The following is a 26,798-nucleotide window of genomic DNA, read 5'->3' on the forward strand; positions in this document are numbered from 1 at the left end:
TTGAAACAAACGATTTGGCTTGTGCGAAAAACGTTGATCACGACATTTAAAAATTATCGGAACTGGCTGCTTTACTTGCTGTTGCCCGTCATCGGCCTCGTGCTTGCCTCGCTTATGTTTTCAAATTCGCCAACCAGTGAATTGTACATCGGGGTCGTCAATCAAGATAGCGAGCAAAGTCTAACGAAAGATGCGATCGCCTTCGTAAACAACCTGGATAATGTATCGATAGAAGTCATCAGCGAGTCGGAAATAAATGAACGCCTTGTGGCGGGGGAACTGGATGCCGTACTCGTTTTTCCGGACGGATTTGCCCGAAGCTTGAGCAGCGGGAATCCTCAAAATGCCCGAATCGTATCGATTCAAGGTGAGATGGTCACGTCATATGCCAAGTCGTATGTCAACATGTGGATCGACAGAATTGCGGTTATAGGTAACGCGGCGCAAGGAGAGGACGATTTCAGGGCGCTGTATGAACAATATAAAGAAAGTTATTTTCAGTTGTCCGCTGTTCAAATTGACGATCAATCCGTATCAAACAGCATGTCTAAACAGTCGATTGGTTATCTGCTTATTTTGATGATGTTTTCTGCAGTCGGTTTATCCGGTATGATGATCAAGGAAAAAGAAAATCGGACTTATCAGCGGCTGTTGTGCGCACCTGTAACGGGCAATATGTATACAGCATCCAATATGTTGGTAAACATGCTGGTCATGATGCTTCAAATTGCAGTGACATTGCTCGTTATGATTGTTTTTTTTCAAATGAGCCCGGGCATATCGGCTTGGCTGCTGTTTATCGTTTTGGTGTTTTTTGCCCTGGTAGCGGTCAGCTTGTCTCTCATGATCGTTGCACTGGCGGACAATTCGATGAAGGCCAACGCCTGGCAGACCTTGATCATTATTCCTACCAGTCTTTTGGCCGGATGCATGTTTCCGGTAGAGGTCATGCCAACTTACATGCAAAGTATCGCAGAATTTTTGCCGCAATATTGGCTCCTTGAAACGATTGGTCAACTGCAGGAGGGCGGTATGCTGAGTGATGTCTTGTTGAACCTTGTTATTTTGCTGGCCTTCGCATTGATGTTCTTCCTGATCGCCGCATACAAGTTCAGCAGAAGCCGGGAGTTAAAAACCTTTTACTGATTCTCGCCATGGTCATCCGTTTGATCACCGTGGGGATTATTCTAATGTAAGTTGACAAAAAAACTATAGGTGCTATACGCTATTTTTGATTAGTAACATCGACTTCTGTTCAGTGGGGAACTTCTTGCTGGAACGATTTCAAAATCGAACATAGAGTCAATAACTACGCCACAGTCGAACTTATATGAGAAAGAGGTCAAAAATAGATGGCTCGCATAGAACGGATAAAATCCCAAAATGAATGGAGAAAGAAAAGAAAATGGCTGAGCATACGTGCTAGCTTAACCTATCGATGGAAAGGAGCCATCCTCGCGCTGTGTGCAGCGGTTGGATTGACCTATTTAACCAACGCTTTTAACTGGTTAGGTTCTCGCGGGTTATGGGATACCTTGACTGGAACGATGGTTTCCATTATAGCTGTTGTCCTGATTACAGGGTTTTTAGCTGGCATATTCCATCTTATCAAACGCCTTCCCACTCGTTACGTCTGGACCGCTCTGGCTTCTTTGATCTTACTAGTCATCTGCTTTATCAATACATTAGAAGTAGGATTGGTCCTTGCTTTGTGCACGATTATTGTACTCTCTATCCTGGGAGCACTGTTGTATGGATGGAGTACGAGGCAATACGCAGGGGACAAATTAAAGTCAAAGATCGCTTTGGTATGCTTGGGAAGTTTGACAATACTTTTTTTAGGTACAGGAGGATATTGGCTGCTTCACAGCGGCAATCCCGATCTTCCCTTGCCGTACCGACTGCAAACGATGAAAGCTGACGACCGCTATGCAGCTTCAATGGACAATCCGGCACAACGGGGTGAATACGAGGTCCGCTTCGTGACATATGGTAGTGAAAACAATTATCGTGACGATTTTAACCGATTAGACTCGCTTTTGACGGAATCGGTGAATGGTTCAGCTTTTGTAGACAATTGGTCCAAAAGCAGGGAGAAAACATTTGGTTTCGGACCCGAACAGATGCCGATGAACGGCCTCGTCTGGTATCCGGATGGGGAAGGAACGTTTCCCTTGGTGATTGCTGTTCATGGCAATCATATTGCTACGGAGTATTCCGACTGGGGTTATGAATATTTGGGAACGCTGCTTGCCAGCAAAGGGTATATCTTTGTATCTATCGACCAAAATTTTCTCAATGCTTCTCCTTATGATGATTTGCTCATTTTCAACACGCTGGAGAATGAAAATCCGGCAAAGGGATGGTTAACTCTCGAACATTTGAAACTTTGGGAAGAGTAGAGTGAAACGCAAGAACATCCCTTTTTCGGAAAAGTCGACATGAGTCGGATCGCCTTGATCGGTCATTCACGTGGTGCAGAAGGAATCGCAACTGCGGCCGCTTTTAACAAAATGTCAGCTTATCCGGAGGATGCCACCCAAAAATTTGATTACAGCTACGACACCGTTCTTTGATTGCGATAGCGGGCACAGATGGTTTGTACAAGCCTGCTGGGAAGCCTCTTGTTTTGGAGGATGTCAACTATCTTGCCCTGCATGGTGCTCATGATATGGACGTCAGTTCATTCAGAACGGCAAGCCAATTTCATCGTATACGTTTTACGGAGGACACTGATTATTTCAAGTCTTCGGTATATATTTACGGAGCCAATCATGGGCAATTCAACACCGAATGGGGAAGGCATGACAGCATCGGCTTAAGCAATAACGTGTTCAACATAGCCCAGCTCATGCCAGAGGAAGATCAGCTGGAAGCAGCAAAGGTGCTGATATCCTCATTTTTGGACGCGACGCTCAAAGAAGAGCATGAACTTCGCGGTGTGTTTCAAGATCTTGGCTATGCCCGCGACTGGCTCCCTGATACGATGTATATTTCGAATTATTGGGATTCTAATACCACTTTAATCGGAAACTTCGAAGAAGATGCGGACCCAGGTACGACTACTTTACCTGGCGGAAAGTTTGCCGGAGAGAATTTAACGCTGTGGTCGGAGGAAAAGGTGAACATGAAATTTTCTCCTGATTTGTACAGTGCAGTTCAGCTTGGATGGGACTCATCCACAAAGGGGATTGCACGGTTTACCGTTCAATTGGAGGATGCTGATTTAACTGCAGGTGAAAATACCGCTATCGTTTTTTCGCTCGCGGACAGCAGACTTGATATCGCTATGGATGGGGAGGAAGCGCTTGTCGATTTGACGATTGCGGTCAAGGATAGACAAGACAATGAAGCCGTCATGCTGCTGAGCAGCCAGTCATATTTGCTACCAATGCTGGAGGGAAACATTCTCAAACTTCCGTTCACTTCTTTGAATCCAACGAAGGAACCGGTGTTTCAAAATTATTCGATTGCCATGAGTGATTTGCAAAAAAATAATCCGGTTTTTGAACCGGCGAAACTAAAGGAAATTAGTTTTGTGTTTGATCAAACCCAGGCAGGGAGTGTATATCTTAAAGATATTGGTATCAGAAACGATGAATAATGATTGAAATCAAGTGGTCCATTGAATGTCATATAGCTTTCAAATGCTGACAACGAGCCAACAACTGCTGTTTAATCTGCTCAGGCTGATCTGTTTCCACAACAACACGCTGGTAAAAAGACGAAGGGGCCAATTCGAGGGTCACGACCGAATGTCGTATAAGGAATTGTCAGTTTGCGCTTGAGACCTGTAATGGCTACTAACTTGGAAAACGTCAAGACGACTTCAGTAGAGTCAAAATGAAATTGAGTATTCATCGTTACTCTCCATTACTTGTTGGTTTTTGAAGTTGCGGAATCATCATCGAAGCAAAAAGACGCGTTTTACGCTCAGAAGTTGGCTTATTCGCCGCAACCTTGTCCAGCAACTCATTGATGGCTGCAACAAAGGACGCAAACTCTTCATCCGTCATATGAAGTGGGGCATTCCAGTAGCCAAATCCATCTGCTGCATACTGCTCTGCTGGAGTTTTGTTAAGATAAGCGGTTGCTTGTTGTAGCAGATTCGCATGGAAGATGGAGAAGTACCGCATATGGTCCTCTTGGGAGGCGGAAGCAGAATGGTCTACAAACAACAAACAAGTAATTTTAGACAGCGCGGGACATTATGTGCACCACCATGAACCGGGACTAATTATCGAGGAAATTTCGAATCTGACAAAATCTTTGCTTCAAAATTGAATGGAGCAACTCGTATTATCGACGTTTTCGCGGATTGTTCCTGTTCGCACTGGCAGGAGGTGCAGGGATGTTAAGTAAACTGCGGTTGACTTCAAGCGACCAATTTACACAGTTTGGCATCCTCCTTTTTTCAGTGGATGGCTGGAGACAGACTGATTACACTTTTCCCCGACGGTGGAGCGTCAGCAGGTCAGGCAATCGGTGACGGAACTTCTCCGTCGGCATCAAGCCGAGCGAGGGGAGGGGCGGGAGACGTCGTTCTTATCCGTTAGCTGTCAGCCCTTGTTGGAGTGTTTCGCAGAATGTTTCGGCGACGCTGAGGACGGAACTTGAGGTGACAACTGACAGATACTTGAAAGGACGTATCATCTGCTAGGGATCAGACAAAGTGGAGCGGTTAAAAAAAGGGGCTGTTTTTGTCTGGCTAGTCGATCGACTGGCAGGCGAGCTCTGCCTTTGGTAGGACGCACCTGCCTGGAAAGTGGTGGAAGTATTCGAATGGCGAGGCAACAATGCCTTCTCTCTGATCTTTCATAAGATTCTCTTCATATTTTCCACTGGACTAAACTTTTTATACTGCTGCTTGATATCGCTGCTGAACAACTCTACATAATAATCTACCATTTTAAGTGATGCATGCCCCAAGATACGTCTGAGGGTAAATGGATCGCCACCGTTCAAAATATAGAACTTGCCATTGTATGTCGAAATGTGTGCGGGGAAACTCTGACGCCGAAAATGCCCGCTGCGCTACCGAAGGCGTGCATTTTGTCTTGCAAGGCTCTTGTGCTGATTTGTTCGTTGTCCATATTGACGAACAAGGCATTTGTCTCCAGGTCGCCTCCTCCAGTCCAAATATTTGCGAATGATTTTCCCACAGGAAATCTGAAGTTCTAACATCTTACACCATCTAGCCTATCAAAGATTTAAAGTTGAAGTGCAAAATACTGTCCGCATAGAGCATAAAATGACACTTGGTCGGAATTTTGCCATAGGCGCGACGCAAATTTTCAGTCATGTGCTGGTATAGCGAATCGATATCCGCAACCCGGATTAGCACATGCCCGCCGTTGCCGGATCGTGATTTTTACGCCCGTAAAAATGAAGTGGCGGTCAATTCAATTTCCCAAGCCTCCACTGTGGCAAATAAATCATTAAGATTCCAGGTCTGCTCAACAGGGATATCTGAGCGGTGTAATGTTTTCTGAACATTTTTCATTTTGAGTGCTCCTTTCAAAATTAGATGATACAGACAAAGATCATACAGACAAAAAGATGATAAGTCTAGTTGGAGGAATATTTCGTAAATCGAATAGTTATATGATTATTATACGGGTATTCGGATTATCGTGTGGAAAATCCGTTTTAAAAGTTTAATGTTCACATAACACTAAATCGGATAATCGTGTGGGATTCCATAAAAATTCTCACTTTGTAAACAATACAATATTTAAAAGACGAATAGGTTGTAAAAAACGTTTGGCTGCCTTTTCGTCTTATTTCTAATGATGGTGTAAAATGAGTTTTACCTCATTTTAAATTTGAAGGTGCTGTTCGTACGCGAAATAGAATAAAAGAATACCGAGAAAAGAAAGGTATCTATTTCCCAAGGGGAGTTAGCTGATTTATATAGCATAAGCAAGTAATTCTACCATTTTGAACGTTCTGTTTTTGCCCCACTGACTTTCTCTTCAAATATGTATTCAGAATCAACCCCTTCTTTCATCAGTGATCCTTTTGCATTTCTAAAGATTGTTCCTCGGTGAAACACGTGCATACCATAACTTCATGTTTTTTTATCCAGTCTATAATAATGATTAATACACTTATTGACGAGTTTATAAACCAAATCTAGAGCTTTTCTCAATGGTTTTTATGGATTTCCATAAAGGACACAAAACAACATTTTTATATACAAAAGTTTTAACTTCAATAAAAATTTTTGAAAAGATTTTCAAACCTGACATACAAGATGTCAGGTTTGATGAGTTATTCTTCATTTAGCCGGAATGAAGGGAGTTGGATATAATGAATCATATAAATATCAATAAGTGATAAAAAAGTTATTGAGAAGGAGCGGCAAAGATGAAACTAGATCGTTTGCTCGGTATTACGATGGAATTGATGACGAAAAAAAGAGTGACAGCTACGGAATTGGCTTCCAGGTTCGAGGTCTCCGTTCGAACCATTTATCGTGATATTGATTGGATTAATCAATCCGGCATTCCTGTTGCTTCTTTCTCTGGAACAGATGGTGGTTTTGAGCTAATGAACGGGTTCTTCTTGACTAAGCAGCACTTCTCTATCGATGACTTTTCCGTGATCTACAACCTTTTAAAGAGTGTGGAAAGCTCTGTAAGTGGGCCCAAATTCACAACCTTGATTAACAAACTCTCAAGCTTGCAGCCTGCCCTGTTAAATGGAGAGCGTCAGGACAAAATCATTTTCGGTATAAGCGCTTCCGAAGGAGAGAAAGAGATGGTCTTCCCCTTGATGGAAGCCGTCGATAAATCGAAAAGAATTTCTTTAACCTATACCGACGCCGCCTGTCAAGTTTCAGAGAGAAAAATAGAACCGTTGAATCTTTTATGGGAACGGGGGGTTTGGTACTTGGACGGTTACTGTCTGTCACGAAAAGACAAACGCTATTTTCGAGTATCTAGGATGGCCAATCTAGAAGTGCTCGATGAGCCATTTCATCCAAAAGCAGAGTACAAACGTCCGGTTCAGGAACATAAACAAGGCACAAACGCCCACCTTCGCTTTGATTTAACAGCACAGCCGAGAGTGTTTGAGCAATTTCCAGAGAAATTCATCCATCACGGAGATTTCATTGACGTACAAACCATTTTTTACTCTAGAGACTACGCGGTCTCTGTCATTTTAAGTTACGGAGCAAAAGTTAAAATCATATCCCCTAATGACCTGAAGGATGATTTGGCTCAAACGATAAATGACATTCAAAAGCTCTATTTTGATTAAATACCTAAACTAAACAAAAATAGGAGAATGTATAATGACAATTTTAGTGACAGGTGCTACAGGAACAGTAGGAAGACATGTGGTGGAACAACTCATTAATAAAGAAGTGCAAGTAAGAGCGGTATCGCGCAACCCAAAAAGAGCTAGTTTGCCGGAAGGCGTTGAGGTTGTAGGAGGAGATCTTATGTCCCCTGAAACGTTGATACCAGCATTCCAAGGTGTTACCGCATTATACTTGATTACTTCCAGTGATCAAGCTGATGCGACTTTGGAAACCAATCCTCAAGTCGTTGAGCTGGCAGAAAAGGCTGGGGTTCAAAAAGTATCATTACTGACGGTATACGGTGATGGACCAGTGGAACAGGCAATTAAAAACAGTCGTCTTGAATGGGCATTTGTGCAACCCGTTGGATTTATGGCCAACGCCATTGACGACTGGCAGGAATCGATTCGAAAAGAAGGAGTCGTTCGTGCGCTTGGAGGCGAAACTCGCGGAGCCATTATCCATGAAGCTGATATAGCAGCAGTTTTTGTTGAAACACTTCTTGAGAATGGACACCATAGAAACTTTTATACACTCACTGGTCCAGAAGCTCTTTCCACTATTGAACAAGTGGAGATCATTAGTAAAGGCATTGGAAAAGAGATTGAATTTGAAGAATTAACCGAAGAAGAAGCGCGAGGCGAGTGGAAAAAGATGGGTCACAATGAAGAAAGTATTGATTTTATGGTTCAAATGAGTAAAAACCCGCCTGAGATTGGTTATACCATTTTACCAACGATCGAAGAAGTAACAGGACGTCCAGCAAAAACATTTGCTGAGTGGGTATCTGAACATAAAAGTGACTTTATGTAATAGATCCTGATTTCAAATAAATGCCCTGGTTTTTTTTCAGGGCATTCTTAGAGAGTCTATACAAAAATTGAGAAGGAGCTAGCCAAAATGCAATATGCAATAGAGGTGAACAACCTAAAAAAATCATATAATGAAAATCAGGTGGTAAAAGGTATCAATTTACAAGTAAAAAAGGGGAGTTATTTGCACTTCTCGGCCCAAACGGTGCTGGAAAAACAACTACCATTCACATGCTTTCGACTCTACTAAAACCGGATGGAGGAACCGCATTCATTCAAGGATTAGATGCTGTCAAAAACGCAAAAGACGTTCGAAAAAAAATAAGCCTGACGGGGCAGTTTGCTGCCCTCGACGAGGGATTGTCGGGTTCACAAAATTTAATATTGATTGCCAGGCTTCAAGGCCACTCCCATAAACAAGCTCGTTCAATAGCTAATGAATTGATTCAATCCTTCGATCTTTTTGAGGCCAGGAACCGTATGGTAGCAAATTATTCTGGGGGCATGAGGCGTCGATTGGATATTGCAGCAAGCATCGTCACCCAACCGGACCTTATTTTTCTTGATGAACCAACAACGGGCCTAGATCCCCATAGTCGCATTCAAGTTTGGGAAGTGGTCCGCACGCTCATAAAATTGGGTACGACTATATTGTTAACCACTCAATACTTAGAAGAGGCTGATCAGTTAGCTGATCAAATCGCCGTTATTGATAAAGGGACAATCATTGCTGAAGGGACACCAAACCAACTGAAAGCTTCGATTGGTGAAAAAACCTTATCGTTACGATTAACAAAACATTATGAATACAATAAGATTAGACGCATTTTAGCTGATCATCACGATTTACATGTATTTCAAGATGAAGATCCTCTTGTTTTCAAGATACCCGTAAAAGAAACAAGGCTCGCGAATGACGTGATTCACACGCTCTTGATCAATGAGATTCCCATTCAAGATTTTGCAATGCGTGAACCAAGCCTGGAAGAAGTGTTCCTAGCCTTAACAGAGTCGAAACACGAGGAGGTCGTTCAATGAATTTAACGAAAAATTTAAGCGAGTCATTATCCTACTGGAATTCATCACCCAAAAGTACCAGTGCTTTAAAAGCTACACGAACCTTTATGTGGAGAACGGTACAAAATACAAAAAATAACCTATTTGGCTATGTTATTGAAGCTGTTCTGGGTCCTGTAATTATGCTGCTTATCTTTAGTTATTTGTTTGGTGGAGCCATTGCAGGATCAACTAATGAGTACATTCAGTTTCTATTGCCAGGTATCCTTATTTTGACTGTCGTGCCCTTAACAGTCTACAGTGGAACAACCATATGTCTTGATATTACAAAAGGTGTTTATAATCGATTTCGGACCATGCCATTTTGGCAACCAGCATCCATACTTGGGCCATTAATTACTGATGGATTAAGGTATACAATTGCATTACTTTCCGCATTAGCTACAGGGTTTCTACTGGGATTTCGTCCGGAAGGTGGCTTGTCTGGAACAATATTTTCCATTTTGTTTATTATTTTCTTCGCATTTAGTGTGAGCTGGGTTTTTTCAACCATTGGCGTCATTGCTAAACGCCCAGAATCTGTATCAGGGTCGAGTATGATTTTTATTTATCCGCTTTTGTTTGCTAGTAATATTTTGGTAGATTCAGCTACGATGCCAAAATGGATTCAAGTCATTGTTGATATAAATCCGATTAGTATTGTAACCTCTACAGTGAGAGGTTTCATGTCTGGAACAGTTACCACTGCTGAAATCGTAGGAGGTATTGCCATATGCGTGTTATTCATCATTATTTTTGCACCGATGACCATTTATCTTTATCTCTCGAAGAGCAATAGGTGAAAAAGACTGGTGTTATTATTCTAGTTCATTATGAAAGCGCGTCATTATGGCGGGTTGTGATATGTTTTCCGAAAAATGAACCCAAAATCATCAGATATACCTTTACCCTTATTTAGGACGTTATTGATGATTTGGAGGAAGACCTTGGACAAAGAATTATGGAAAAAAATCTCGAAAATAAGTTGCTTTATGCTACTATTCTTTATTTTGGTAGCTATGGGATGGTGACAAATTAATAAATGGTACAATTAACGTCTTTCTATTAGGTATATTAGGCTTAGTAATGACAACATTACCTTTTGTAGAATTTGTGGTCGCTATAAAATATCAGTAAATCTGTATGAATTATTAGAGCTAATATTATAAATGCTATTAGCTGTTTTGACAGCTCTTTTTCATTTTTAATCCATCTCGACAATTCATTTTAAAAGTATATTTTGAAAGGGAGAAAAAAGATGTTACCCAATATTCTTAACCTACCTAACTTTGAAATTCTCGATATGAAAGAAAGTGAAAATGATTACAGGTTTTTAGCGGAATCTATTAACTCACCCTCTTCACATTGTCCCAAATGCGGGTCAGTTCCTAACTACTATAAACACGGTAAAAAGGAACAGTTATTCTTCGATCTGCCTATGCACGCTAAACGTGTAGGTTTAATTGTTAAGCGACAAAGATACAGGTGTTTGGATTGCAAGGAAACCTTCTTTGAAGACCTCCCTGATATGGATGTCAACCGTTCTGTTACCAATAGACTTATAGATTGGATGCAAAAAGCAAGTCTTGAAAAGACCTTTACCAGCGTTGCAGATGATATAGGCGTTGATGAAAAGACTGTACGAAACATCTTTAATGACTTCGTTACTGAACTTGAAGCCCATACTGATTTTAGAACTCCTAAATGGCTTGGTATTGATGAAGTCCATTTGCTTAAAAATTATCGTTGTGTCATCACAGATGTTGAAAACAAGTCAGTAATTGATATTTTACGAAAACGTAATAAAGATATAGTTATCAGTTACCTATCAAAACTTCAGGATATTGATAAAATTGAACTTGTAGCCATGGATATGTGGAATCCTTATAAAAGTGCTGTTAATACAATGATACCACATGCCAAAATCGTAATTGACAAGTTCCATGTTGTTAAATTAGCAAATGAAGCCTTAGAGAAAATCCGAAAAGCTAACCGTAAAAATATGTCAGCCAAAGAACGTAGACAACTCATGAGAGATCGTTATGTGCTTCTTAAAAGACGAAAAGACCTTAACGACTTCGATGATCAAATAAAGTTGCAAGTATGGACTAATAAGTTCCCATTACTTGGTCAAGCATACGAACTTAAAGAGCATTTCTTTGACATCTATGAGGCTGAATCAATTGATGAAGCCTATAAACTGTACCAAAACTGGCTTTCAAATGTTCCTAAAGAATTAATGACATATTTTGAAGACCTGATAAAGTCAATGAATAATTGGTAAGAAGAGATATTCAACTATTTCGATTCTCCCATTACCAATGCCTATACCGAGTCCTTAAACCGTTTAATTAAGACAATGAATCATGTTGGTCGTGGTTACTCTTTCGAAGCCCTTAGAGCAAAAATTTTATTTACCCAGGGTTATCGTAAGAAAAAAAAGAAAAAGAAGTTCAAAGAAGTTTCCACTACATTTGATAAAATGCATGACCTACAAAATATACAGCTGCAACCTCCTGCCTATAAATGGGTCTATGAGGAAGTTTATGGCGCTGACATTTCCCCACTGACTAAGGTTATGGAGGATGGTTCTTTTTAGCCCTCTTCCACACGATAATCCGAAATACCTATTATACATGAACATAAGAAAGTTCAAACGATTTTAGGTAAGGAAATAGTATAAAATAAGAGTATGATCATGGGTCTGATTACTGAATTACTGTCTAGCTATCTCACCTGCAAAAACTCGCTTAACGAGTGTTTGCAACTAGTAAAATCGCGATGCTACGCAAAAAAAGCGAAGGTGCAACCGGAAAATGGCAAGGTTGCAACCTCTGATAGATAGATAAATAGTGGCTGTCGGTTTACGATAAGGGTGAGGTGAAGAGAATGGAATTTTATAAAAAACTAAAAAAACTGAGGGCGCAAAAAGGATGGTCCCAAGAAGAATTTGCCGAGCATCTCCAAGTCTCCAGACAAGCGGTGAGTAAATGGGAGAACGGTCAAGGCTTTCCGGAAACAGAAAAGCTCGTGAAGATGAGCAAGTTATTCCAGGTTTCGCTCGATTACTTATTAAAAGATGAAGATCAGCCCCCCGGGGAACAAGGGACGAATGAGGAAGGCTACTATGCCAGCCAAGAAGTCGTGGAAGCGTACCTTCTAAAGAAGAAGCAGGGGGCGCAAAAAATCGCGGCGGGAGTGGCTGTTCTTATCGCCTCGATCGTATTGCCTATGACCTTTCAAGAAGCTTTTGGCTATGTGTTGTTTATGATGGTTATTGCTGTTGGTGTAGCAATCTTGGTATGGCAAGGTTTTAGCGTAAAAAAGTATAAGAAACTCGAAATGCAGCCGTTAGTTTTTGATGATGCGTTTATTCATGAATTTAGACAGAAAAGCTCCGCCAATCGCAAACGGTATGGAGTCTTGATTGTCACTGGGATCGTAATCATAATATTAAGCTTTGCGATCCCTTTTTTAACAAACAGCACAGGGAATGCAGGAAGTGATCGGCTTCAGGCACTAATGCCGGTGATATGGGCATTGGCCGTATATTTATTCATTATTGCAGGATCGGCGATGGAAGCCGAAAGATTAGTTGCAAACAATGAAGAATATGTAAAGGAGAACGAGGAATATGAGAAATCGAGCAAACATGGTTGGATTCATGCGGTAATTTGGCCCTTGGCGACGGTTATTTTTCTGGCAATCGGTTTTATTTGGGATACCTGGCATCCCGGCTGGCTAGTGTTTCCGGCTGGGGCCGTATTAACGATCGCTTATATGGCTTGGAAAAATAGCAGGGATTAGTCTCAACCGACAGACTCCCTTGCTCGATGTGTCCGGATCATAAAACCTGCAGCCCCTCTTGTGCACAGGGGCTGCCTTTGATTATCAGGGCTCCAGGCGTTCCAGCCCTTGCATGTATCTCTGTAAAGCTTGAGGAATCCGAATGGAACCATCTTCCTGCTGGTGATTTTCCAGCAGTGGAATCAATATTCGGGGAGAAGCGATGGCCGTGTTGTTTAAGGTGTAGCAAAATTGTGTCTTGCCGTCTCGATCTCGGTAGCGAATGTTTGAGCGGCGAGCTTGAAAATCCAGCAGGTTAGAGGCGGAATGAGTCTCTCCGTACCCGTGCCTGCTTGGCATCCAGGTTTCGATGTCCCATTGTTTATAGGTTTTTTGAGACATGTCGCCGGTGCATACGGCCATGATGCGATAAGGAAGTTCAAGGAGCGCCAGGATCTCCTCCGCATTGGCCGTAATCTCTTGAAAGAGCTGTTCCGACGTATCCAAATTAGCTTCACACAAAATGACTTGCTCGACTTTTGCAAATTGATGCAACCGGTACAAGCCATGAACGTCTTTTCCTGCTGACCCCACTTCGTTGCGGAAGCAGGTAGAGACGGCAGCAAGTCTGATCGGCTCTGCGACGTCTATCATTTCATGATCGTAATACGACACAAGGGGGACTTCAGATGTACCGACCAGCCATTTGTCCTCCTCTGCCATTTTGAACGTTTGCTCTTGGCCAAGCGGGAAGTGTGCGGTATTCAGCAAGGCCTCTGTCCGGACCATGAGCGGCACTTCAAGCAGCTTGAATCCTCTTTGGACTAACACGTCAATGGCCAACTGCTGCACTGCCCGGTGCAAGAGCGCTCCCATATCCGTCAAGTAGTAATTGCGGCTGCCGGCAGTCTTAACGCCGCGGGGGAGATCAATCATCTGATGGAGCTCTCCAAGCGCTACATGATCTTTAGGTTCAAAAGCAAACGTTGTCGGTTCGCCGACCCGTTTTATCTCCACATTGTCATGATCGGATACGCCCACCGGCGTATCCGGTGACACAACATTGGGTACATAAAGCATGAGCTGTCTATAATGGCCTTCGACTTCTTTATGCTCCTCTTCAATAGTGTGTAAGCGTTGGTTGATTTCTTTCACGCGTTTTTTGTGGTGGTCCACTTTCTCACGTTCATTGTTCCGCATGAACACGCTAATTTCTTGGCTGAGCCGATTCCGATCTTGGCGCAGCTGTTCCAACTCGTGGAGCAGGGCTCGCCGTCTGTCATCGTACTTAACTAATTGAGAGATGGAGATGGGGATCCCCTTTTGGTCCGCGATTGTTTGCACTTTTGCTTGGTTTTGCCTAATCCACTTGATGTCCAACATGGCAACGCACTCCTTTTTAATGAGAATACAAAAAGCGCTCTCGTCCGATTGGGACGAGGAGCGCTTTTCTCGCGGTGCCACCCAAATTGACCGAACAGCATAACTGTCCAATCCACTTAGTTCCGCGGTAACGGGCGGGTCCGGTTAACTTAGGGGGAAAGGCTTCCCCTTGACGAAAACGCCTCCGAGTTGGATTCTCTTCATTGGCCTAATGTCGTTATTTTTTATAGTATAGCGCAGACTACTGATTGTATTCAAGGCATAATGATGAAAGTTCAGACTCTTGGCTGATTCGCTTTATCATGTTAATTGTTTTTTAAGCTTAAATAGTAGTCCCGTGTACTTTTATCAAACTTCTCAATCGCATATCTAAGCGTAATCCGAGGCATCGTGCGGGCGTGTTTATTCAAGAATGACTTTAACTTTTCCTCGTCTCTCTTTCCGGCTTCACGAATAAAACTGCCGACCGCTTTGTTGATTAACTCTTCTTTATCGTTGATGAGTATTTCGGCAATAGAAAATGTATCTTCCAAATGGCCGTTTTTAATAAAGCTAAACGTACTTACAATCGCCGTTCTCCGCTCCCAAATATTCAAGGAATGCGCCATTTCGTACAGCTTATCTTTTGGTTTATCCAGTAGATATGTTCCGACTACAGAAGGAGCGGCGCGGTCGACAAAATCCCAATTGTTGATACGGTCATGCCTTTGAATGTAAAGGTCGTACAAGGCCTGTCTATGTTCATTGTTGAGCTTCTTTTTCTTGGCCTGGAAATCCATAATGCTGACGGCGCCCATTCTTACTTCATAATAATCGTTTTCTAAGAGCTGTTCTATTTCTGTCAGGGGCATGTCCGTGAATTGCTTGGCAATTTGGAACACCGTACGCATGTTTAACCCTAAGCACGTCGTGTTTTTGTCTGACCCTTTAAAGAATTTTTTCATTTTTTCTTTGTCCGCTTCATTCTGATGGAGTTGCAACTCATCAATAAAGCTTTTAGCTGTAAGGTTGCTCATCATCCGAAACTCCTTTTAGGTTGGTGGGACAATAGGATAACATAATTATGATTTTTATACTTCTTTTTAATTGCTCCTTTTAACATAAAGGAGTACAACTTTACGTCCAGGCACGACTTTGCCGTTTGCATTTCGGTTTTGTTAGGACAGGCGACAAGCTTTTTTTGTACAATGTAAAAAGAAGCAAGGGTGCTCTGCATTCTAACAAGCGCTGGCTAAAAAATGGGTGATCCATGGTGGAAAGTACGATTATTGAATGGTAGGTGGGCATACATGTTCTTAAAACGGATTGAATTGCAGCGGGAAAAAATTTCTTCTTTTCAATCGTATCCTTTTTCTATTCCCGTTATGAAACATTTTCATAGGCTTGATTTGAAGAGCCATGTCACTTTTTTTGTCGGCGAAAATGGCTCAGGAAAATCAACATTGCTAGAAGCGATTGCCGATAAATGCGATTTTAATACGGCGGGGGGCGGACGCAACAATTATTATGAAGTGGATGCGTCAGAATCTGCGCTTGGTGATTATATTCGCCTTTCATGGTTGCCAAAAGTTTCAAATGGTTTTTTTCTTAGGGCTGAGTCTTTCTATCAGTTTGCTTCCCATATTGATGCAATCGGTACATTCGATGCATACGGGGGGCGTTCCTTGCATCATCAGTCACACGGAGAAGCATTTTTGTCCCTTTTTACGAATCGATTCAATAAAAAAGGAATTTATCTACTAGATGAGCCTGAGGCGGCTCTGTCGCCACAGCGGCAACTTTCGTTTTTAGCGATTTTACATGATTTGGTTTCGACAGGGGATAGCCAATTCATTATTGCGACTCACTCTCCGATTTTATTAGGCTATCCACATGGAACGATTTTTAGTTTTGATCAGGATGTGATCAAAGAGATTGACTATGAGCAAACGGAACACTACCAATTGACACGGCATTTTTTAGAAAATCGTGAGCTGTTTTTACGTGAGATTTTAGGAGAGTAATTGCTGACGATTGATTCCGTTTGTCTCAAGTCAAAGGAATGCGAGCTACATAAAGGGAGGCGATCATTTGCAAACGAATGTGTATTTAGTCCGCCACGCCCATTCAACGTACACAGCAGATGAGCTTGGAAGGCCACTGTCAGAAAAAGGGATGGCCGCTAGCGAGAACGTAAGAAGGCTTTTTGCAAGGAAAAAAATTGACGTTGTCCTTTCCAGTCCATATAAGCGTGCGATTCAAACGGTAGAATGTGTGGCTGCCGGAATCGGGAAAGAAGTAATCATAAAAGACGGCTTTAAGGAACGGCGTTTGTCTGAAAAGCCGATGGAGGACTTTCAAGCAGCGATTGCAAAAGTTTGGGAAGACCCTACGTTTTTTTGGGAAGGGGGAGAATCGAACGTAGCCGCTCAAAAGCGGGGCGTTCAAGCACTGCTAAACGTGTTGGAAGAATATGCAGGAAAAAACATTGTCGTAGCCACTCACGGCAATATCATGGTTTTAATGATGAATTTCTTTAACCGAAACTATGATTTTCTTTTTTGGCAAAGCCTTGAGATGCCCGATATTTATGAGCTCGTGTTTCAAGGCAAAAACCTAATAAATGTGGAGAGGATTTGGAATGGGCCAGAGGAATGATGATAGCTATAAGCGTGATTCTAAGGCAAAGTGGTTTCGTTTATACATAAGTAAGTTCGCACATTTTTCAGGTTGGTTGCCTAATTGGATTGCGGGCACGCCTGGAAGGAGTTTGTAGGATGAATAAAACGTATTTTATTTGGATTGGGATCCATTTTCTTGTATGGCTGGTTGCGATAGCAAGCATGACCACTCATTTAAACGAAATTCAACTTGCGAGTCTTTGTTTATTTTTTCTCTTGCTGTTTTTGCTTCCCCTGTTTGCAGGAAAATCAATGATGCAAATGGCGTTGTTCCTTATCCAAATATTGGCGACTACTGTTATCTTTTATCCGGACGAAAATGGGTTTTATCCCTTTTTATTATTCGTTCAGGCGTTAGTCCTCGCTGAGGCTGTTTTTTACTTACCACGGTTAAAAAGTTTGATTGTCATTGGTGTTCAAATAAGCTTTATGCTATTGATCGTGGCTGAAGTTCGTCTTTCGATTTCAGAACTGGCTTGGATAGGCTTATTTTATCTTCTGCTGCTCCTGTCTTTGGTGTATTATCAATCGATCCATATTCGGCAAACAGTATTAATACAAAAGCATGGCGCTTTACTTGAAGAATACAGGAAAATGAAAAGACAACTTGTGACAGAGGAGGAGCAGGCGAGGCAGGGCGAGCGGATGTTGATTGGCCACGAAATCCATGATTCTGTCGGTCATAAACTGACAGCACTGCTTATGCAATTTGAAGCATTCCGACTAACTGCTGTTGAAAAGGATAAACAAAAAATTGCGGACCTTAAAAAACTAGCTGAACAAAGCTTAGAGGAAACAAGGAAGGCAGTGAAATCCTTTAAACAAAAAGATGTAGGTGGGTTACAGGGGGTGATCCGTCTAATTCGGCAACTGGAAATGGAAAGTTTTATGAAAATCCATTTCTCTGTTAAGCACGGCGCCTTTGCTGCATCGCTGTCAGGTGAGCAATCCTTTGCGGTCTATCGTGCTGTACAAGAAGCGCTTACGAATATAATGAAACACAGCTCTACAAGGGAAGTTAGAGTACTGTTTGAATCACCTGGTGGAAGTATATTTCGCTTTGAAGTGGCGAATGAGGCGACTCCAAATCCCTATTTCCAAGAGGGCTATGGCTTAAAAGCGATGAGAGACCGATTAGAAAAAGTGGATGGTTCTATGGAAGTTATTCATGATGGCTCACAATTTGTCGTCAGAGGAAGTATACGATTAGCTGATCGGAGAGGATAGAATGATTAAGGTGCTGCTAGCAGAAGACCAAGTCATGGTAAGGCAAGGGTTAAAAGCAATGATTGAAACCGATGAAGAGATCAAAGTAACTGGAGAGGCTGACCATGGGAGAAAAGCGCTTCGTTTATGTGAGACGCAAGTGTTCGATGTGGCGATTTTAGATATTCGTATGCCTGAAATGGATGGAATTGAAGCGGCCAAGATGATGCGCCTGCGTTATCCGAAAATGAAAATATTGATGCTGACAACGTTTGATGATCATCAGTACGTGGTCGAGTCCTTAAGATTAGGCGTTAATGGTTATATGCTGAAAAACGGCGACACGGAATCATTGATTCGTTCGATTAAAAGTACTATAAAGGGAGGTCTTTCCCTTGAGGATCAGGTAGCTGCTAAAGTAGTGCCTACTCTTCTGCAAAATCAAGAGAAACCATCTGTTGATCCTAGCCTAACGCCTAGGGAACGCGCTATTTTAACTTGTATAGGAGAAGGGCTAAATAACAAAGAGATAGCAGAGCGATTAGGCTTGTCAGTTGGCACAGTAAAAAATCAAACGAGCCAGATTTTTGACAAGTTGGCATTAAGGGATCGGACTCAACTGGCCATTTATGCGATTCGCCATCGGCTTGTGTGAGTGGAGAAAAAGTGACGAAAGTAACAACAGTCATTTGAACGAGTGACCGGAGTCAGTAGGGACTGCGGTTTTTTTGTTTTAAGCTACATGTAAGAAAGTAAAAAAGGGAGGCTTCTCTATGCTTGAAACGATACAGTTAAGCAAATCATTTAAAGGGAAGAAAGCAGTACAAAATGTTAGCTTGTATTTGGATCATGGCGAATCGGTTGGTTTAATAGGCCCAAATGGGGCAGGGAAATCGACTACCATTTCCATGATATCCACATTAATCAAGCCTACAGCCGGTGAAATTAGGCTAAAGGGAATGAATGTTGTAGATAAACCAGGCGAGATGAGAAAGGTATTAGGAATTGTGCCACAGGAATTAGCGTTGTACGAAGAGTTGTCGGCATATGAAAATCTTAAATTTTTTGGTTCCATCTATAAAATCAGAAACAAAGATCTAGAAGGAAGAATCCAACAAGCGTTAGAAATTGTTGGATTAGCCGATCGCCGCAAAGAATTGGTGAGAACGTTTTCTGGTGGGATGAAACGAAGAATGAATATTGCCGCAGCCTTGTTGCATCAACCACAAATCCTCATACTAGATGAGCCTACTGTCGGCATTGATCCTCAATCGAGAAATCATATTTTGGAAACGGTGCGCATGCTAAATGAAAAGAAGGGAACAACGGTTTTATACACCAGCCATTATATGGAGGAAGTGGAGCAACTTTGTGACCGGTTATACATTATGGATCATGGGGAAGTCATTGCTTCAGGTACAAAGGCTGAGCTGCTTAGCATCTTATCAACAGAAGACACAATCAAAGTGGAGCTTAGTAAAGGCGAACCCGGTTTTGTTGAACAAGTAAAAGCGCTGAATGGTATTCGCGAAGTAGAGGGCTCTCATGTGGAGTTGAAGATGATTGCAAAAAAAGGAAGCAATTTAATTAGTGAGCTCGTTCATCTTGCTGAACAGCATCGTATTCAAATCATTAATTTTCATACGGAAACGCCAAGTTTGGAGGATGTGTTTCTTCACTTAACTGGACGTAGGCTACGGGATTAAGGGAGGCCGCTATGCGAAGTTATATAAAAAAAGACTTGCTCACGTTTTGGCGTGATCGGAAAGAGCTTATTACTGTGCTGGTGCTGCCGATTCTATTAGTAGTTGTGCTCAATTTTGCTTTTTCTGGGTTGCTTGGAAAGGATGAGGATGCGATCGATTTACGTTTAGCGATCGTCAATCAGGATGATGAAACAGAAGCATCAGCACAATTAAAGGAAAAATTGCTTCATGATGCTTCATTCTCAGAACAAGAAGCACAAGACCTAGTGCACCGAACAAATGAAGTGCGCCCAGTGCAGATACTAGTTGACTATTTCGAAAGCGATGAATTAAAAGAGTGGGTGACTGTTTACGAAATAGAGGAGTCAGAGGCAGTCAAAAAAGTAGGTGAGGGGGAGATAGATGGCTTTCTTCTTATACCGGACGGCTTTACTGCTGATAGTTTGTATGCCGCGGTAACTGGAGAATCCCCGACGACAAAGCTGACGTTTAAGAGGGATAAAGAAACAGGTGACACTAGTGCATTATACAATATCATTCACGGCTTTATGGATCATTTAAATTACCACTTTGCTCTGGAAACCCTCTCCGGCGCTACTGAAGTAGAGGTGAAGCTTCCTGAAGGAGGCCTTGAACAGGAGGAAGCAGCGGAGAACTTTTCATTAACGCAATATTTCACGATTACGATGGCCATATTGTTTGCTTTATTTACCGCTATGACCGTCGCTACAAAAACAGGGCATGAAATGAGGCAACAAGTATTTAATCGCATCCTTATCGCGCATCAAAATCGATTGCTGTTTCTAGTTGGAAAAACAGTTTCAACTTTTTGCTTGGCTTGGCTGCAAATCATGCTTGTCTTTACGTTGGCCCATTTCATTCTTGGTGTATTCCCTGAGCGAACGGCGAATTTTTGGTTAGGACTCTTAGGAATCGTTACCTCGGTCTCTTTCGCAATTGCCGGCTTAGCTGCTATATTTACCACCATTTTACTGAAAATGAAGAAAGTGGAGGCTGCCAATGGCCTATTTATGCTCGTCATTATACTGTTTGGTGTTGTGGGCGGCAATTTTGTTCCAATTTACATTTTGCCTGATTGGTTGCAACAAATTGGTGAATGGACACCAAATGGTCTTGCATTAGTCATGTTTACAGAATGGATCCGGTTCGAACAAGTATCGTCGCTAGTTGGCCCAAGCGTCTTGTTGATCATATTCTTTGTACTATGTAGTATCGCTGGTTTAGCCTTTTATCCAAAAAGGGGGGAAGCGTAGTGAAACCAGTACTATGGGCGCAATTTATGAAAGATAAGCGAAACCCACTTTTGCTATTATTATTAATGGCTGGCAGCATCCTCGCTACGCTCTTATTTACTGGCGGTGTTCATTCGCCGACAACAGTCGCTATTTTTAGTGAGGAGGAGAATGCCTCAAGTATTGAGAAAAAATGGGAACAATTGTTGAATGCTGATGATGCATTCCAGTTTATCATCGTTGATCCTGAGCAAGCCCGGGAGGACATACGAGCTGGTCAACTCGATGTGGCCGTAAAGCTAATGGAAACAGATTATAAACTCATTGCCGCTGGCGAACTACCTAGTGTCGCTATTGTTCAACAGCATGTTGATAAAGTCTTTCAACGGGAGGCATACGGTACGGCGATATCGGCTGAGGACGGAAGTAGCCGTGAGGAGTTTGAGCGGTATTTGAAGGATGCCCCTTTTCAGGTAGAAGTACAAGGCATTGACCGCGAGGAAACGATAGAGTATAACATGACGACGCAGCTATTGTTTGCTTTTACTTTTCTAGTCTCCATGTTTATTGCCGGTTTTAAAGTCAACAATGTGATGTACGATAAAATTTCTGGCGTATGGAATCGAATGATTCTGTCGCCGATAAGCAAAACCAGCATGTACAGCAGTTATCTTTTATATAGTTTCTTAATAACCATGTTTCAAATTTGCGTCGTGCTGATTGTGTTTAAGTATGGCTTAAATTATGAGGTAGGAGACCAACTATGGCTTGTCATTTTAATCGCAGCATTTTTTACTTTTAGTATGATTAGCGTGGCCCTGCTTATTACCGGTTTTGTAAAAACGCCGGAGCAATTTTTGGCGATTTACCCTTCGCTTATTCCCATTATGCCGCTAATTAGTGGGGCATATATGATGCCTGGGACGATTACAAACCCTGTGTTGCTGTTTATTGCCGATTTATTTCCGCTGACACATGCGATGGACGCCATTATGGCTGTCATCTTTTATAATGCTGGTTTGCAGGATGTGGGCATGTCATTGTTGGTTATGGTGTTGATTGGAATTATCGCAATGGGACTAGGAATTAATCTAATGGAACGAAGAAGCCAGTAAGTATAACTATGAAGCTTAAAGCAAACAACGCTCTCGTCTAAAAAGAAAGGAAGGAGAGCGTTGTTTACCGATCATAGGGAGAGAATACCATTGGTCACGTTCAAAAGCCTAGTGAGTTATTTAGGAAATGCCTGTTTTTCGTAATGCTTATAAAGGGAATGAAACTTGCCATTGTAATTTTTATGCCATGGTTTCTTTTTTCCGCAAAAGTGGAGTATGACTGTTTGCCGCAGTACGGCGTCAATGTCAAAACGGCCACCACTTTTTAGTTTGTAGTAGCGGTAATAACGAGCATCATAATTATAAAGACGTTCATCGACATTTTTGATCTGAGGAGAATAGAGTGCGTTTAATACATCTTGATCAGGAAGGACGAGACGATTCCTGTATTTTTCGACATAGGCAAAAATGTCGTTTATGTCCATGGTTTCCCGTTGCTTGGCTAAATTCATAAGGAGGACGCCTGAATTGTAGTATGCTTCCATTTCATACGCATTTAGTCTAAACTTATTGATTTCTTGGATGTTAATAAAGCTATGCTGTGCCGCCGCATACAAACAGGAATCGATATTGGTTTCATACAGAGGGCGAATCGGGTTTAACACCAAAATATCGGGATCCAAGTATAAAATGCGGTCAAGCTCCGTCGGAAGAAATCGATAGGCCAACAAACGGTAATACATTTCAGAGGAATAATGTTTGACGACAGGCGCATTGGCAAATAGCGTTTTGTCCGTTTCTACAATGATCAATGAATGCCCTTGTTGGCACACAAATTGCTCCAGCTGTTGAAGCTGGTTTTCTGGAATGGACGAATGGATTAAGTAAATGGCAAAGTCTTCGTTTGCATTATTCATAAATAACGATGTCAACATGACTTGTAAAGGCTTTAAGTAATGGGCGTTAAGGGTCACCAAAATATTCATGGCATAGGATCCTTTATAAAAGTATTAAAACTGGTTTTATTATCGCAAACGGAACGTCAAGAGGCAAGTATCCGAGTGTACTTCAGGAACCGTGTTGATAATAAGCTATGCTTCATTTATGTTATGCTACAGACAGGGGAAAGGGAGTGGCAAATGGACAATGGATTATTATGTGAAACAACGTATTTTCTCCTTTAAAGATCAGTTCACGGTTTTTGACGGCAATGAGAAACCGCTATACAAAGTGGACGGCAAATTGTTTTCCTTTGCTAACCAATTGGCGATCACAACCGTAGATGGGAAGCCAGTCTTGCAAATTAAAGAGAAATTGTTTTCGTTTTTGCCTCATTACACGATTTCGAATGAAGAAAAAGAACTGTGCCACGTAACAAAGAAACTTACTTTCTTTCGTGCCAAGTATGAAATTAAACCCCTTGATTGGACGATAGAGGGCAGTTTGTTGGACCATCATTATCGTGTGGTCGGCGATGGCAAAGAAATTATGAACGTCGAGAAACAATGGTTGAGCTGGGGAGATACATACCATTTAACGATTCATGATCAACGCCATGAGACAATAGGCATTGCCTTAATGATTGTCCTTGATATGGTGCACCATCAAGGGAAAAACCATTCAAACCAGTAACACGAAAAAAGCGCCGGAAAAATCCAGGCGCTTTTGGTGTTTATTGTATACAGCCTTTAATTGTTAAGAGCTGTGCGCAAAGTTTCAATGTTGTTCTCCATAATCGAGAAATAATCCGCGTCAGCTTGTTCATCCTCTTGTGTAAGGGCTTCAAGGGGATGAATCGTCAGTGCTTCTGCGCCAAGATGGTCTTGCACCACTTTAGCAACGGAAGGCGTAATATTCGGCTCAAAGACTACGTAATGTAAACCAAGTTCTTTTGCTGTTTCTACTGTTTCAACAAGTTGGGTTTGCGATGGTTCATCTGTCGAGGAAATGCCTGCTATCCCGATTTGTTTAATGCCATAACGTTCTTCCCAATAGCCGTAACCAGCATGAGAAACAATGAATGTATCGACTGAAGCATCGTTAACCATTTCTTGCATCTGTGTATCAAGCTCTTCGAACTGCGCCTTCAATGTTTCAAAGTTGTCATTAAAATAGGCTTCTTGTTCAGGCTTTAGCTCAACGAGCATGTCTTTAATCGCTTCTGCCATCTCAATTGAACGAATGGGGTCAAGCCAGACGTGGGGATCTTGGTCTCCATGATGATGGCCATCGTGTGAGCCGCCTTCCTCCTCATGATCGTCAATTTGAATCGTTACCGGCTCGCTTTCGGCAATGACATGGTGGTCGTCGTCAAATTGTCTAGCGATGATTTGGATGCCGTCTTCTTCCGCTGTACCAGTATAAACATCAGAATGGTTATCAGGTATGACTTCCCAAGCATCTGGATCAGTAGCATCTCCACCTGCTGCAAGGGTATACCAATGCCAATGGTCACTGTTTTTAGGAGATTGTGCTGTTAATTCAACTGTGTCGCCAGAGTGGTAATGGTCGGCAAGCCCGTCAATTGTGGCTGTAGCGATATCCCCTGCTTCTCCTTCATTGTCATGGTGGTCATGGTCATGTCCATCTTCCCCTTCATGGTTGTGGTAATCATGCTCATCCTCAGCTTCATGATTATGGTCGTCATGATCATGCCCATGGTCGTGGTCGTGTGAATTAGCAATTAGATCCGTGGCAGCAGAAGCCTCTAATGTAACAACATCGTGGTCTTCAACGGCAGAAGTAATCTTATCGGCAAAAGCTTCTAGACTTGCACCGTTGTAAATGAAAGCATCGGCTTCAGCGACGTCGATCATCGTTTGTGGCGTTGGCTCATATGTATGGGCGTCAGCACCTACAGGAACGATGTTTTCGACCTCTACAAATTCACCACCAATTTTTTTCGTCCAATCTTCATAAGGAAAAATCGTTGTGTACACAGTGATTGTATCTTCTTCAGAAGGACCAGACTGGCTTTCGTCTGCCGGCTGGCAAGCGCCTAACGCAAGCAAGGATGCGCTGGCTACCATCAAATATTTTCTCATCAGTCTCTCCTTTTTTAAGCGTAATGTTTACGATTTATAAGAGCAAATTTGATTATATCGTAATAATTCTTATGTGTGAAGGGTTTATTTTTAAGTTTATGTTATAAGTTACTGACTTTTCCTTGAAAAATCGACTGTCTCCATTTAATGTAAGAGAACGGGCGAGGTGGTGACCGAATGATTAAAGCAATTGCCCATCGTGGCTATTCGTGCAAATACCCAGAAAACACGCTGTCTGCATTCGAAGCGGCAATCCGTTTAGGTTATTATTGGATTGAAATGGACGTGAGGCTTACGAAAGATGGCGTACCGCTGATTATCCACGACCCAAAAGTCGACCGGGTGACGAATGGCAAGGGGTATGTAAAAGATTACTCTCTTGCTGCGTTAAAAGAGTTAACGGTCTATCAAAAAGAACGACTTCCTACATTAAAAGAAGTGTTTGCTGCTTTTGCGGGCCGCTGCAAAATGGCGATTGAGCTAAAGAAAGGCAAAAACGGCGACAATGGCATTGAGCAAGCTGTATACCAATTGATTAAAGACTATAACTTGGAGCAGGATGTTTATATCAATTCATTTAACCATGCCTCCATTGGAAGGATGCGGGAACTTTCTCCAGCGCTTGAGCTTGGCCTTATTCAAACGAAGCCAACGAAAGCATTGTTTCCATATATGAAGACAATCAACGCTTTTTCTCTAGCTATTCACATCCGCCATTTCAGTAGAAAATTCGCGGAGCAGTGCAGTCGTGAAGGCGTGCAATTGATCGTTTACAACGTCGACAGTGTCCGTTTGATTAAAAAAATGAGCAACTTCCCTAATGTGCGTTGCACCGTAAATGAACTGGAACGGTTCAAGAAGTGGTATAAGCCAGCAGGTGGTTGATTGGTTTAAGCTAGGCGATCGACAACAGTGAATCGTTAAAGGGAGGTAGACAGCAATGAAGGGGAAAAATGTCTATTTGCGTGAGTTTAAAATCGATGATTGGCATGACGTACATGCGTATGCTTCGCTGGAACGAGTCTGCCGGTACCAGACATGGGGCCCTAATAACGAAAAAGATTCACAAAACTATGTTAAACAAGCGATTGCCGATGCTCGCAAATGTCCTCGGACGAGGTTTGCATTTGCAATTGCTCTAAAAAATAGGGAGCGCGTGGTCGGAGCCGCCGAACTAGTTATCGACATTGCTAACCGCAGCGGCACGATTGGCTACATTGTCCATCCTGATTATTGGGGCCAAGGCGTAGCAACCGAGGCAGCTACATGTCTGATAGACGATGGATTCAACCGGCTTAAACTCCACCGCATATGGGCTACATGCGATTCTCGTAACATTGCTTCTGCTAAAGTATTAAAGAAGATTGGGATGCAGCAGGAAGGGCGCTTGCGTGATCACCTGCGGTTGAATGACGGCTGGCGTGACTCGCTTGTTTTTAGCCTATTAGAAGATGAAAGAACCCGACAGTAGCGGCAAATGGTTGAACAGTGCTTAAGATAACACTTTGGCTTCCTGTGGCAATATGGT

The 26,798-nt window shown here is 42.2% G+C and carries 26 protein-coding genes and 2 pseudogenes; 21 read left to right on the top strand and 7 right to left on the bottom strand.

Going from position 1 to position 26,798, the window contains the following annotated elements:
• From BUC05_RS00475 to BUC05_RS21180, 4 genes are all read left to right on the top strand, one after another.
• Positions 1-1,146 (top strand): ABC transporter permease, encoded by a 1,146-nt coding sequence (locus BUC05_RS00475; RefSeq protein WP_073303846.1) that lies wholly within the window; start codon positions 1-3, stop codon positions 1,144-1,146.
• A 206-nt stretch (positions 1,147-1,352) separates the two neighbouring features.
• Positions 1,353-2,402 carry an alpha/beta hydrolase family protein gene (locus tag BUC05_RS21175; protein ID WP_095255017.1) on the top strand — a complete coding sequence of 350 codons (1,050 nt, stop codon included), beginning with the start codon at positions 1,353-1,355 and terminating at the stop codon, positions 2,400-2,402.
• Between the two features lie 39 nt (positions 2,403-2,441).
• Positions 2,442-2,576: a hypothetical protein gene (locus tag BUC05_RS21855; RefSeq protein WP_279626582.1), complete on the top strand. Its 135-nt coding sequence runs from the start codon at positions 2,442-2,444 to the stop codon at positions 2,574-2,576.
• 53 nt (positions 2,577-2,629) lie between these two features.
• Positions 2,630-3,604, top strand: a complete 975-nt coding sequence (locus tag BUC05_RS21180) for a hypothetical protein (protein ID WP_142237499.1) — start codon at positions 2,630-2,632, stop codon at positions 3,602-3,604.
• Positions 3,605-3,863: 259 nt separating this feature from the next.
• On the opposite strand, the gene BUC05_RS00485 is transcribed toward BUC05_RS21180, so the two are convergent.
• Positions 3,864-4,136 carry a helix-turn-helix domain-containing protein gene (locus tag BUC05_RS00485; RefSeq protein ID WP_073303848.1) on the bottom strand — a complete coding sequence of 91 codons (273 nt, stop codon included), beginning with the start codon at positions 4,134-4,136 and terminating at the stop codon, positions 3,864-3,866.
• 215 nt (positions 4,137-4,351) lie between these two features.
• Here BUC05_RS00485 and BUC05_RS21350 point away from each other — a divergent pair, with 215 nt between their 5' ends.
• A complete protein-coding gene (locus BUC05_RS21350) occupies positions 4,352-4,489 on the top strand; it encodes a hypothetical protein (protein WP_167369554.1) in 138 nt (45 codons plus the stop codon).
• A gap of 472 nt (positions 4,490-4,961) precedes the next feature.
• Here the strand turns inward: BUC05_RS21350 and BUC05_RS21665 are convergent, their stop codons facing one another.
• A complete protein-coding gene (locus BUC05_RS21665; RefSeq protein ID WP_244153284.1) occupies positions 4,962-5,093 on the bottom strand; it encodes a hypothetical protein in 132 nt (43 codons plus the stop codon).
• 278 nt (positions 5,094-5,371) lie between these two features.
• Positions 5,372-5,503: an oligoendopeptidase F family protein gene (locus tag BUC05_RS21860; protein WP_142237500.1), complete on the bottom strand. Its 132-nt coding sequence runs from the start codon at positions 5,501-5,503 to the stop codon at positions 5,372-5,374.
• Positions 5,504-6,369: 866 nt separating this feature from the next.
• Between BUC05_RS21860 and BUC05_RS00495 the strand changes: the two genes are divergently transcribed.
• The 6 genes and pseudogenes from BUC05_RS00495 to BUC05_RS00520 all read left to right on the top strand — a co-directional run bounded on the left by BUC05_RS00495 (position 6,370) and on the right by BUC05_RS00520 (position 12,984).
• A complete protein-coding gene (locus tag BUC05_RS00495) occupies positions 6,370-7,266 on the top strand; it encodes a helix-turn-helix transcriptional regulator (protein ID WP_073303851.1) in 897 nt (298 codons plus the stop codon).
• Between the two features lie 34 nt (positions 7,267-7,300).
• Positions 7,301-8,122 (top strand): SDR family oxidoreductase, encoded by an 822-nt coding sequence (locus BUC05_RS00500; protein WP_073303854.1) that lies wholly within the window; start codon positions 7,301-7,303, stop codon positions 8,120-8,122.
• Between the two features lie 212 nt (positions 8,123-8,334).
• A pseudogene (locus BUC05_RS00505) lies at positions 8,335-9,159 on the top strand (ATP-binding cassette domain-containing protein); the annotation flags it as partial.
• On the top strand, positions 9,156-9,980 hold the full coding sequence (locus BUC05_RS00510; RefSeq protein WP_073303858.1) for an ABC transporter permease: 825 nt from the start codon (positions 9,156-9,158) through the stop codon (positions 9,978-9,980). The pseudogene BUC05_RS00505 and the gene BUC05_RS00510, both read left to right, overlap by 4 nt.
• 500 nt (positions 9,981-10,480) lie before the next feature.
• Positions 10,481-11,776 (top strand): annotated as a pseudogene (locus BUC05_RS00515) (ISL3 family transposase).
• A 290-nt stretch (positions 11,777-12,066) separates the two neighbouring features.
• Positions 12,067-12,984 (top strand): helix-turn-helix domain-containing protein, encoded by a 918-nt coding sequence (locus BUC05_RS00520; RefSeq protein WP_073303861.1) that lies wholly within the window; start codon positions 12,067-12,069, stop codon positions 12,982-12,984.
• Between the two features lie 84 nt (positions 12,985-13,068).
• Here BUC05_RS00520 and serS read toward each other — a convergent pair whose 3' ends face one another.
• Both serS and BUC05_RS00530 read right to left on the bottom strand, forming a co-directional pair.
• Positions 13,069-14,346 (bottom strand): serine--tRNA ligase, encoded by a 1,278-nt coding sequence (gene serS, locus BUC05_RS00525; protein ID WP_073303864.1) that lies wholly within the window; start codon positions 14,344-14,346, stop codon positions 13,069-13,071.
• 305 nt (positions 14,347-14,651) lie between these two features.
• Entirely contained in the window at positions 14,652-15,362 is a 711-nt protein-coding gene (locus BUC05_RS00530; RefSeq protein ID WP_073303866.1) for a DNA alkylation repair protein, read from the bottom strand.
• Positions 15,363-15,635: 273 nt separating this feature from the next.
• On the opposite strand from BUC05_RS00530, the gene BUC05_RS00535 reads away from it, so the two are divergent.
• The 7 genes from BUC05_RS00535 (at position 15,636) to BUC05_RS00565 (ending at position 22,286) form a co-directional block, all read left to right on the top strand.
• Positions 15,636-16,349, top strand: a complete 714-nt coding sequence (locus tag BUC05_RS00535) for an AAA family ATPase (RefSeq protein WP_073303869.1) — start codon at positions 15,636-15,638, stop codon at positions 16,347-16,349.
• Between the two features lie 67 nt (positions 16,350-16,416).
• On the top strand, positions 16,417-16,983 hold the full coding sequence (locus BUC05_RS00540; protein WP_073303872.1) for a histidine phosphatase family protein: 567 nt from the start codon (positions 16,417-16,419) through the stop codon (positions 16,981-16,983).
• A gap of 119 nt (positions 16,984-17,102) precedes the next feature.
• Positions 17,103-18,233 (top strand): sensor histidine kinase, encoded by a 1,131-nt coding sequence (locus BUC05_RS00545; RefSeq protein WP_073303875.1) that lies wholly within the window; start codon positions 17,103-17,105, stop codon positions 18,231-18,233.
• 1 nt (position 18,234) lies between these two features.
• Entirely contained in the window at positions 18,235-18,867 is a 633-nt protein-coding gene (locus tag BUC05_RS00550) for a response regulator (protein WP_073303878.1), read from the top strand.
• Positions 18,868-18,985: 118 nt separating this feature from the next.
• Entirely contained in the window at positions 18,986-19,918 is a 933-nt protein-coding gene (locus BUC05_RS00555; protein ID WP_063608271.1) for an ABC transporter ATP-binding protein, read from the top strand.
• An 11-nt stretch (positions 19,919-19,929) separates the two neighbouring features.
• Complete coding sequence (locus BUC05_RS00560; protein WP_073303881.1) at positions 19,930-21,192, top strand: ABC transporter permease; 1,263 nt, start codon at positions 19,930-19,932, stop codon at positions 21,190-21,192.
• Positions 21,192-22,286, top strand: coding sequence for an ABC transporter permease (locus tag BUC05_RS00565; RefSeq protein WP_073303884.1), 1,095 nt, complete (start codon positions 21,192-21,194; stop codon positions 22,284-22,286). The genes BUC05_RS00560 and BUC05_RS00565 overlap by 1 nt, the downstream gene beginning before the upstream one ends.
• 116 nt (positions 22,287-22,402) lie before the next feature.
• Here BUC05_RS00565 and BUC05_RS00570 read toward each other — a convergent pair whose 3' ends face one another.
• Entirely contained in the window at positions 22,403-23,212 is an 810-nt protein-coding gene (locus BUC05_RS00570) for a glycosyltransferase family 8 protein (RefSeq protein WP_073303887.1), read from the bottom strand.
• Between the two features lie 160 nt (positions 23,213-23,372).
• On the opposite strand from BUC05_RS00570, the gene BUC05_RS00575 reads away from it, so the two are divergent.
• Entirely contained in the window at positions 23,373-23,858 is a 486-nt protein-coding gene (locus BUC05_RS00575) for an LURP-one-related/scramblase family protein (RefSeq protein ID WP_063608275.1), read from the top strand.
• A gap of 56 nt (positions 23,859-23,914) precedes the next feature.
• Here the strand turns inward: BUC05_RS00575 and BUC05_RS00580 are convergent, their stop codons facing one another.
• Entirely contained in the window at positions 23,915-25,270 is a 1,356-nt protein-coding gene (locus BUC05_RS00580; RefSeq protein WP_073303890.1) for a metal ABC transporter solute-binding protein, Zn/Mn family, read from the bottom strand.
• A 177-nt stretch (positions 25,271-25,447) separates the two neighbouring features.
• Between BUC05_RS00580 and BUC05_RS00585 the strand changes: the two genes are divergently transcribed.
• A complete protein-coding gene (locus BUC05_RS00585; RefSeq protein ID WP_073303893.1) occupies positions 25,448-26,155 on the top strand; it encodes a glycerophosphodiester phosphodiesterase in 708 nt (235 codons plus the stop codon).
• A 55-nt stretch (positions 26,156-26,210) separates the two neighbouring features.
• A complete protein-coding gene (locus BUC05_RS00590) occupies positions 26,211-26,741 on the top strand; it encodes a GNAT family N-acetyltransferase (protein WP_073303896.1) in 531 nt (176 codons plus the stop codon).
• Positions 26,742-26,798: the final 57 nt, after the last annotated feature.

Source organism: Shouchella rhizosphaerae (assembly GCF_900142675.1).
GTDB classification, from domain to species: Bacteria; Bacillota; Bacilli; order Bacillales; family Bacillaceae_D; genus Shouchella; species Shouchella rhizosphaerae.

Bases quoted from the DNA above. Each gene is read 5' to 3' on its own strand.
- BUC05_RS21175 (WP_095255017.1), top strand. From the start codon at position 1,353: ATGGCTCGCATAGAACGGATAAAATCCCAAAATGAATGGAGAAAGAAA.
- BUC05_RS21855 (WP_279626582.1), top strand. From the start codon at position 2,442: ATGAGTCGGATCGCCTTGATCGGTCATTCACGTGGTGCAGAAGGAATC.
- BUC05_RS00485 (WP_073303848.1), bottom strand. From the start codon at position 4,136: ATGCGGTACTTCTCCATCTTCCATGCGAATCTGCTACAACAAGCAACC.
- BUC05_RS21350 (WP_167369554.1), top strand. From the start codon at position 4,352: ATGTTAAGTAAACTGCGGTTGACTTCAAGCGACCAATTTACACAGTTT.
- BUC05_RS21665 (WP_244153284.1), bottom strand. From the start codon at position 5,093: ATGGACAACGAACAAATCAGCACAAGAGCCTTGCAAGACAAAATGCAC.
- BUC05_RS21860 (WP_142237500.1), bottom strand. From the start codon at position 5,503: ATGAAAAATGTTCAGAAAACATTACACCGCTCAGATATCCCTGTTGAG.
- BUC05_RS00495 (WP_073303851.1), top strand. From the start codon at position 6,370: ATGAAACTAGATCGTTTGCTCGGTATTACGATGGAATTGATGACGAAA.
- BUC05_RS00500 (WP_073303854.1), top strand. From the start codon at position 7,301: ATGACAATTTTAGTGACAGGTGCTACAGGAACAGTAGGAAGACATGTG.
- BUC05_RS00510 (WP_073303858.1), top strand. From the start codon at position 9,156: ATGAATTTAACGAAAAATTTAAGCGAGTCATTATCCTACTGGAATTCA.
- BUC05_RS00520 (WP_073303861.1), top strand. From the start codon at position 12,067: ATGGAATTTTATAAAAAACTAAAAAAACTGAGGGCGCAAAAAGGATGG.
- serS (WP_073303864.1), bottom strand. From the start codon at position 14,346: ATGTTGGACATCAAGTGGATTAGGCAAAACCAAGCAAAAGTGCAAACA.
- BUC05_RS00530 (WP_073303866.1), bottom strand. From the start codon at position 15,362: ATGAGCAACCTTACAGCTAAAAGCTTTATTGATGAGTTGCAACTCCAT.
- BUC05_RS00535 (WP_073303869.1), top strand. From the start codon at position 15,636: ATGTTCTTAAAACGGATTGAATTGCAGCGGGAAAAAATTTCTTCTTTT.
- BUC05_RS00545 (WP_073303875.1), top strand. From the start codon at position 17,103: ATGAATAAAACGTATTTTATTTGGATTGGGATCCATTTTCTTGTATGG.
- BUC05_RS00550 (WP_073303878.1), top strand. From the start codon at position 18,235: ATGATTAAGGTGCTGCTAGCAGAAGACCAAGTCATGGTAAGGCAAGGG.
- BUC05_RS00555 (WP_063608271.1), top strand. From the start codon at position 18,986: ATGCTTGAAACGATACAGTTAAGCAAATCATTTAAAGGGAAGAAAGCA.
- BUC05_RS00560 (WP_073303881.1), top strand. From the start codon at position 19,930: ATGCGAAGTTATATAAAAAAAGACTTGCTCACGTTTTGGCGTGATCGG.
- BUC05_RS00570 (WP_073303887.1), bottom strand. From the start codon at position 23,212: ATGAATATTTTGGTGACCCTTAACGCCCATTACTTAAAGCCTTTACAA.
- BUC05_RS00575 (WP_063608275.1), top strand. From the start codon at position 23,373: ATGGATTATTATGTGAAACAACGTATTTTCTCCTTTAAAGATCAGTTC.
- BUC05_RS00580 (WP_073303890.1), bottom strand. From the start codon at position 25,270: ATGAGAAAATATTTGATGGTAGCCAGCGCATCCTTGCTTGCGTTAGGC.
- BUC05_RS00585 (WP_073303893.1), top strand. From the start codon at position 25,448: ATGATTAAAGCAATTGCCCATCGTGGCTATTCGTGCAAATACCCAGAA.
- BUC05_RS00590 (WP_073303896.1), top strand. From the start codon at position 26,211: ATGAAGGGGAAAAATGTCTATTTGCGTGAGTTTAAAATCGATGATTGG.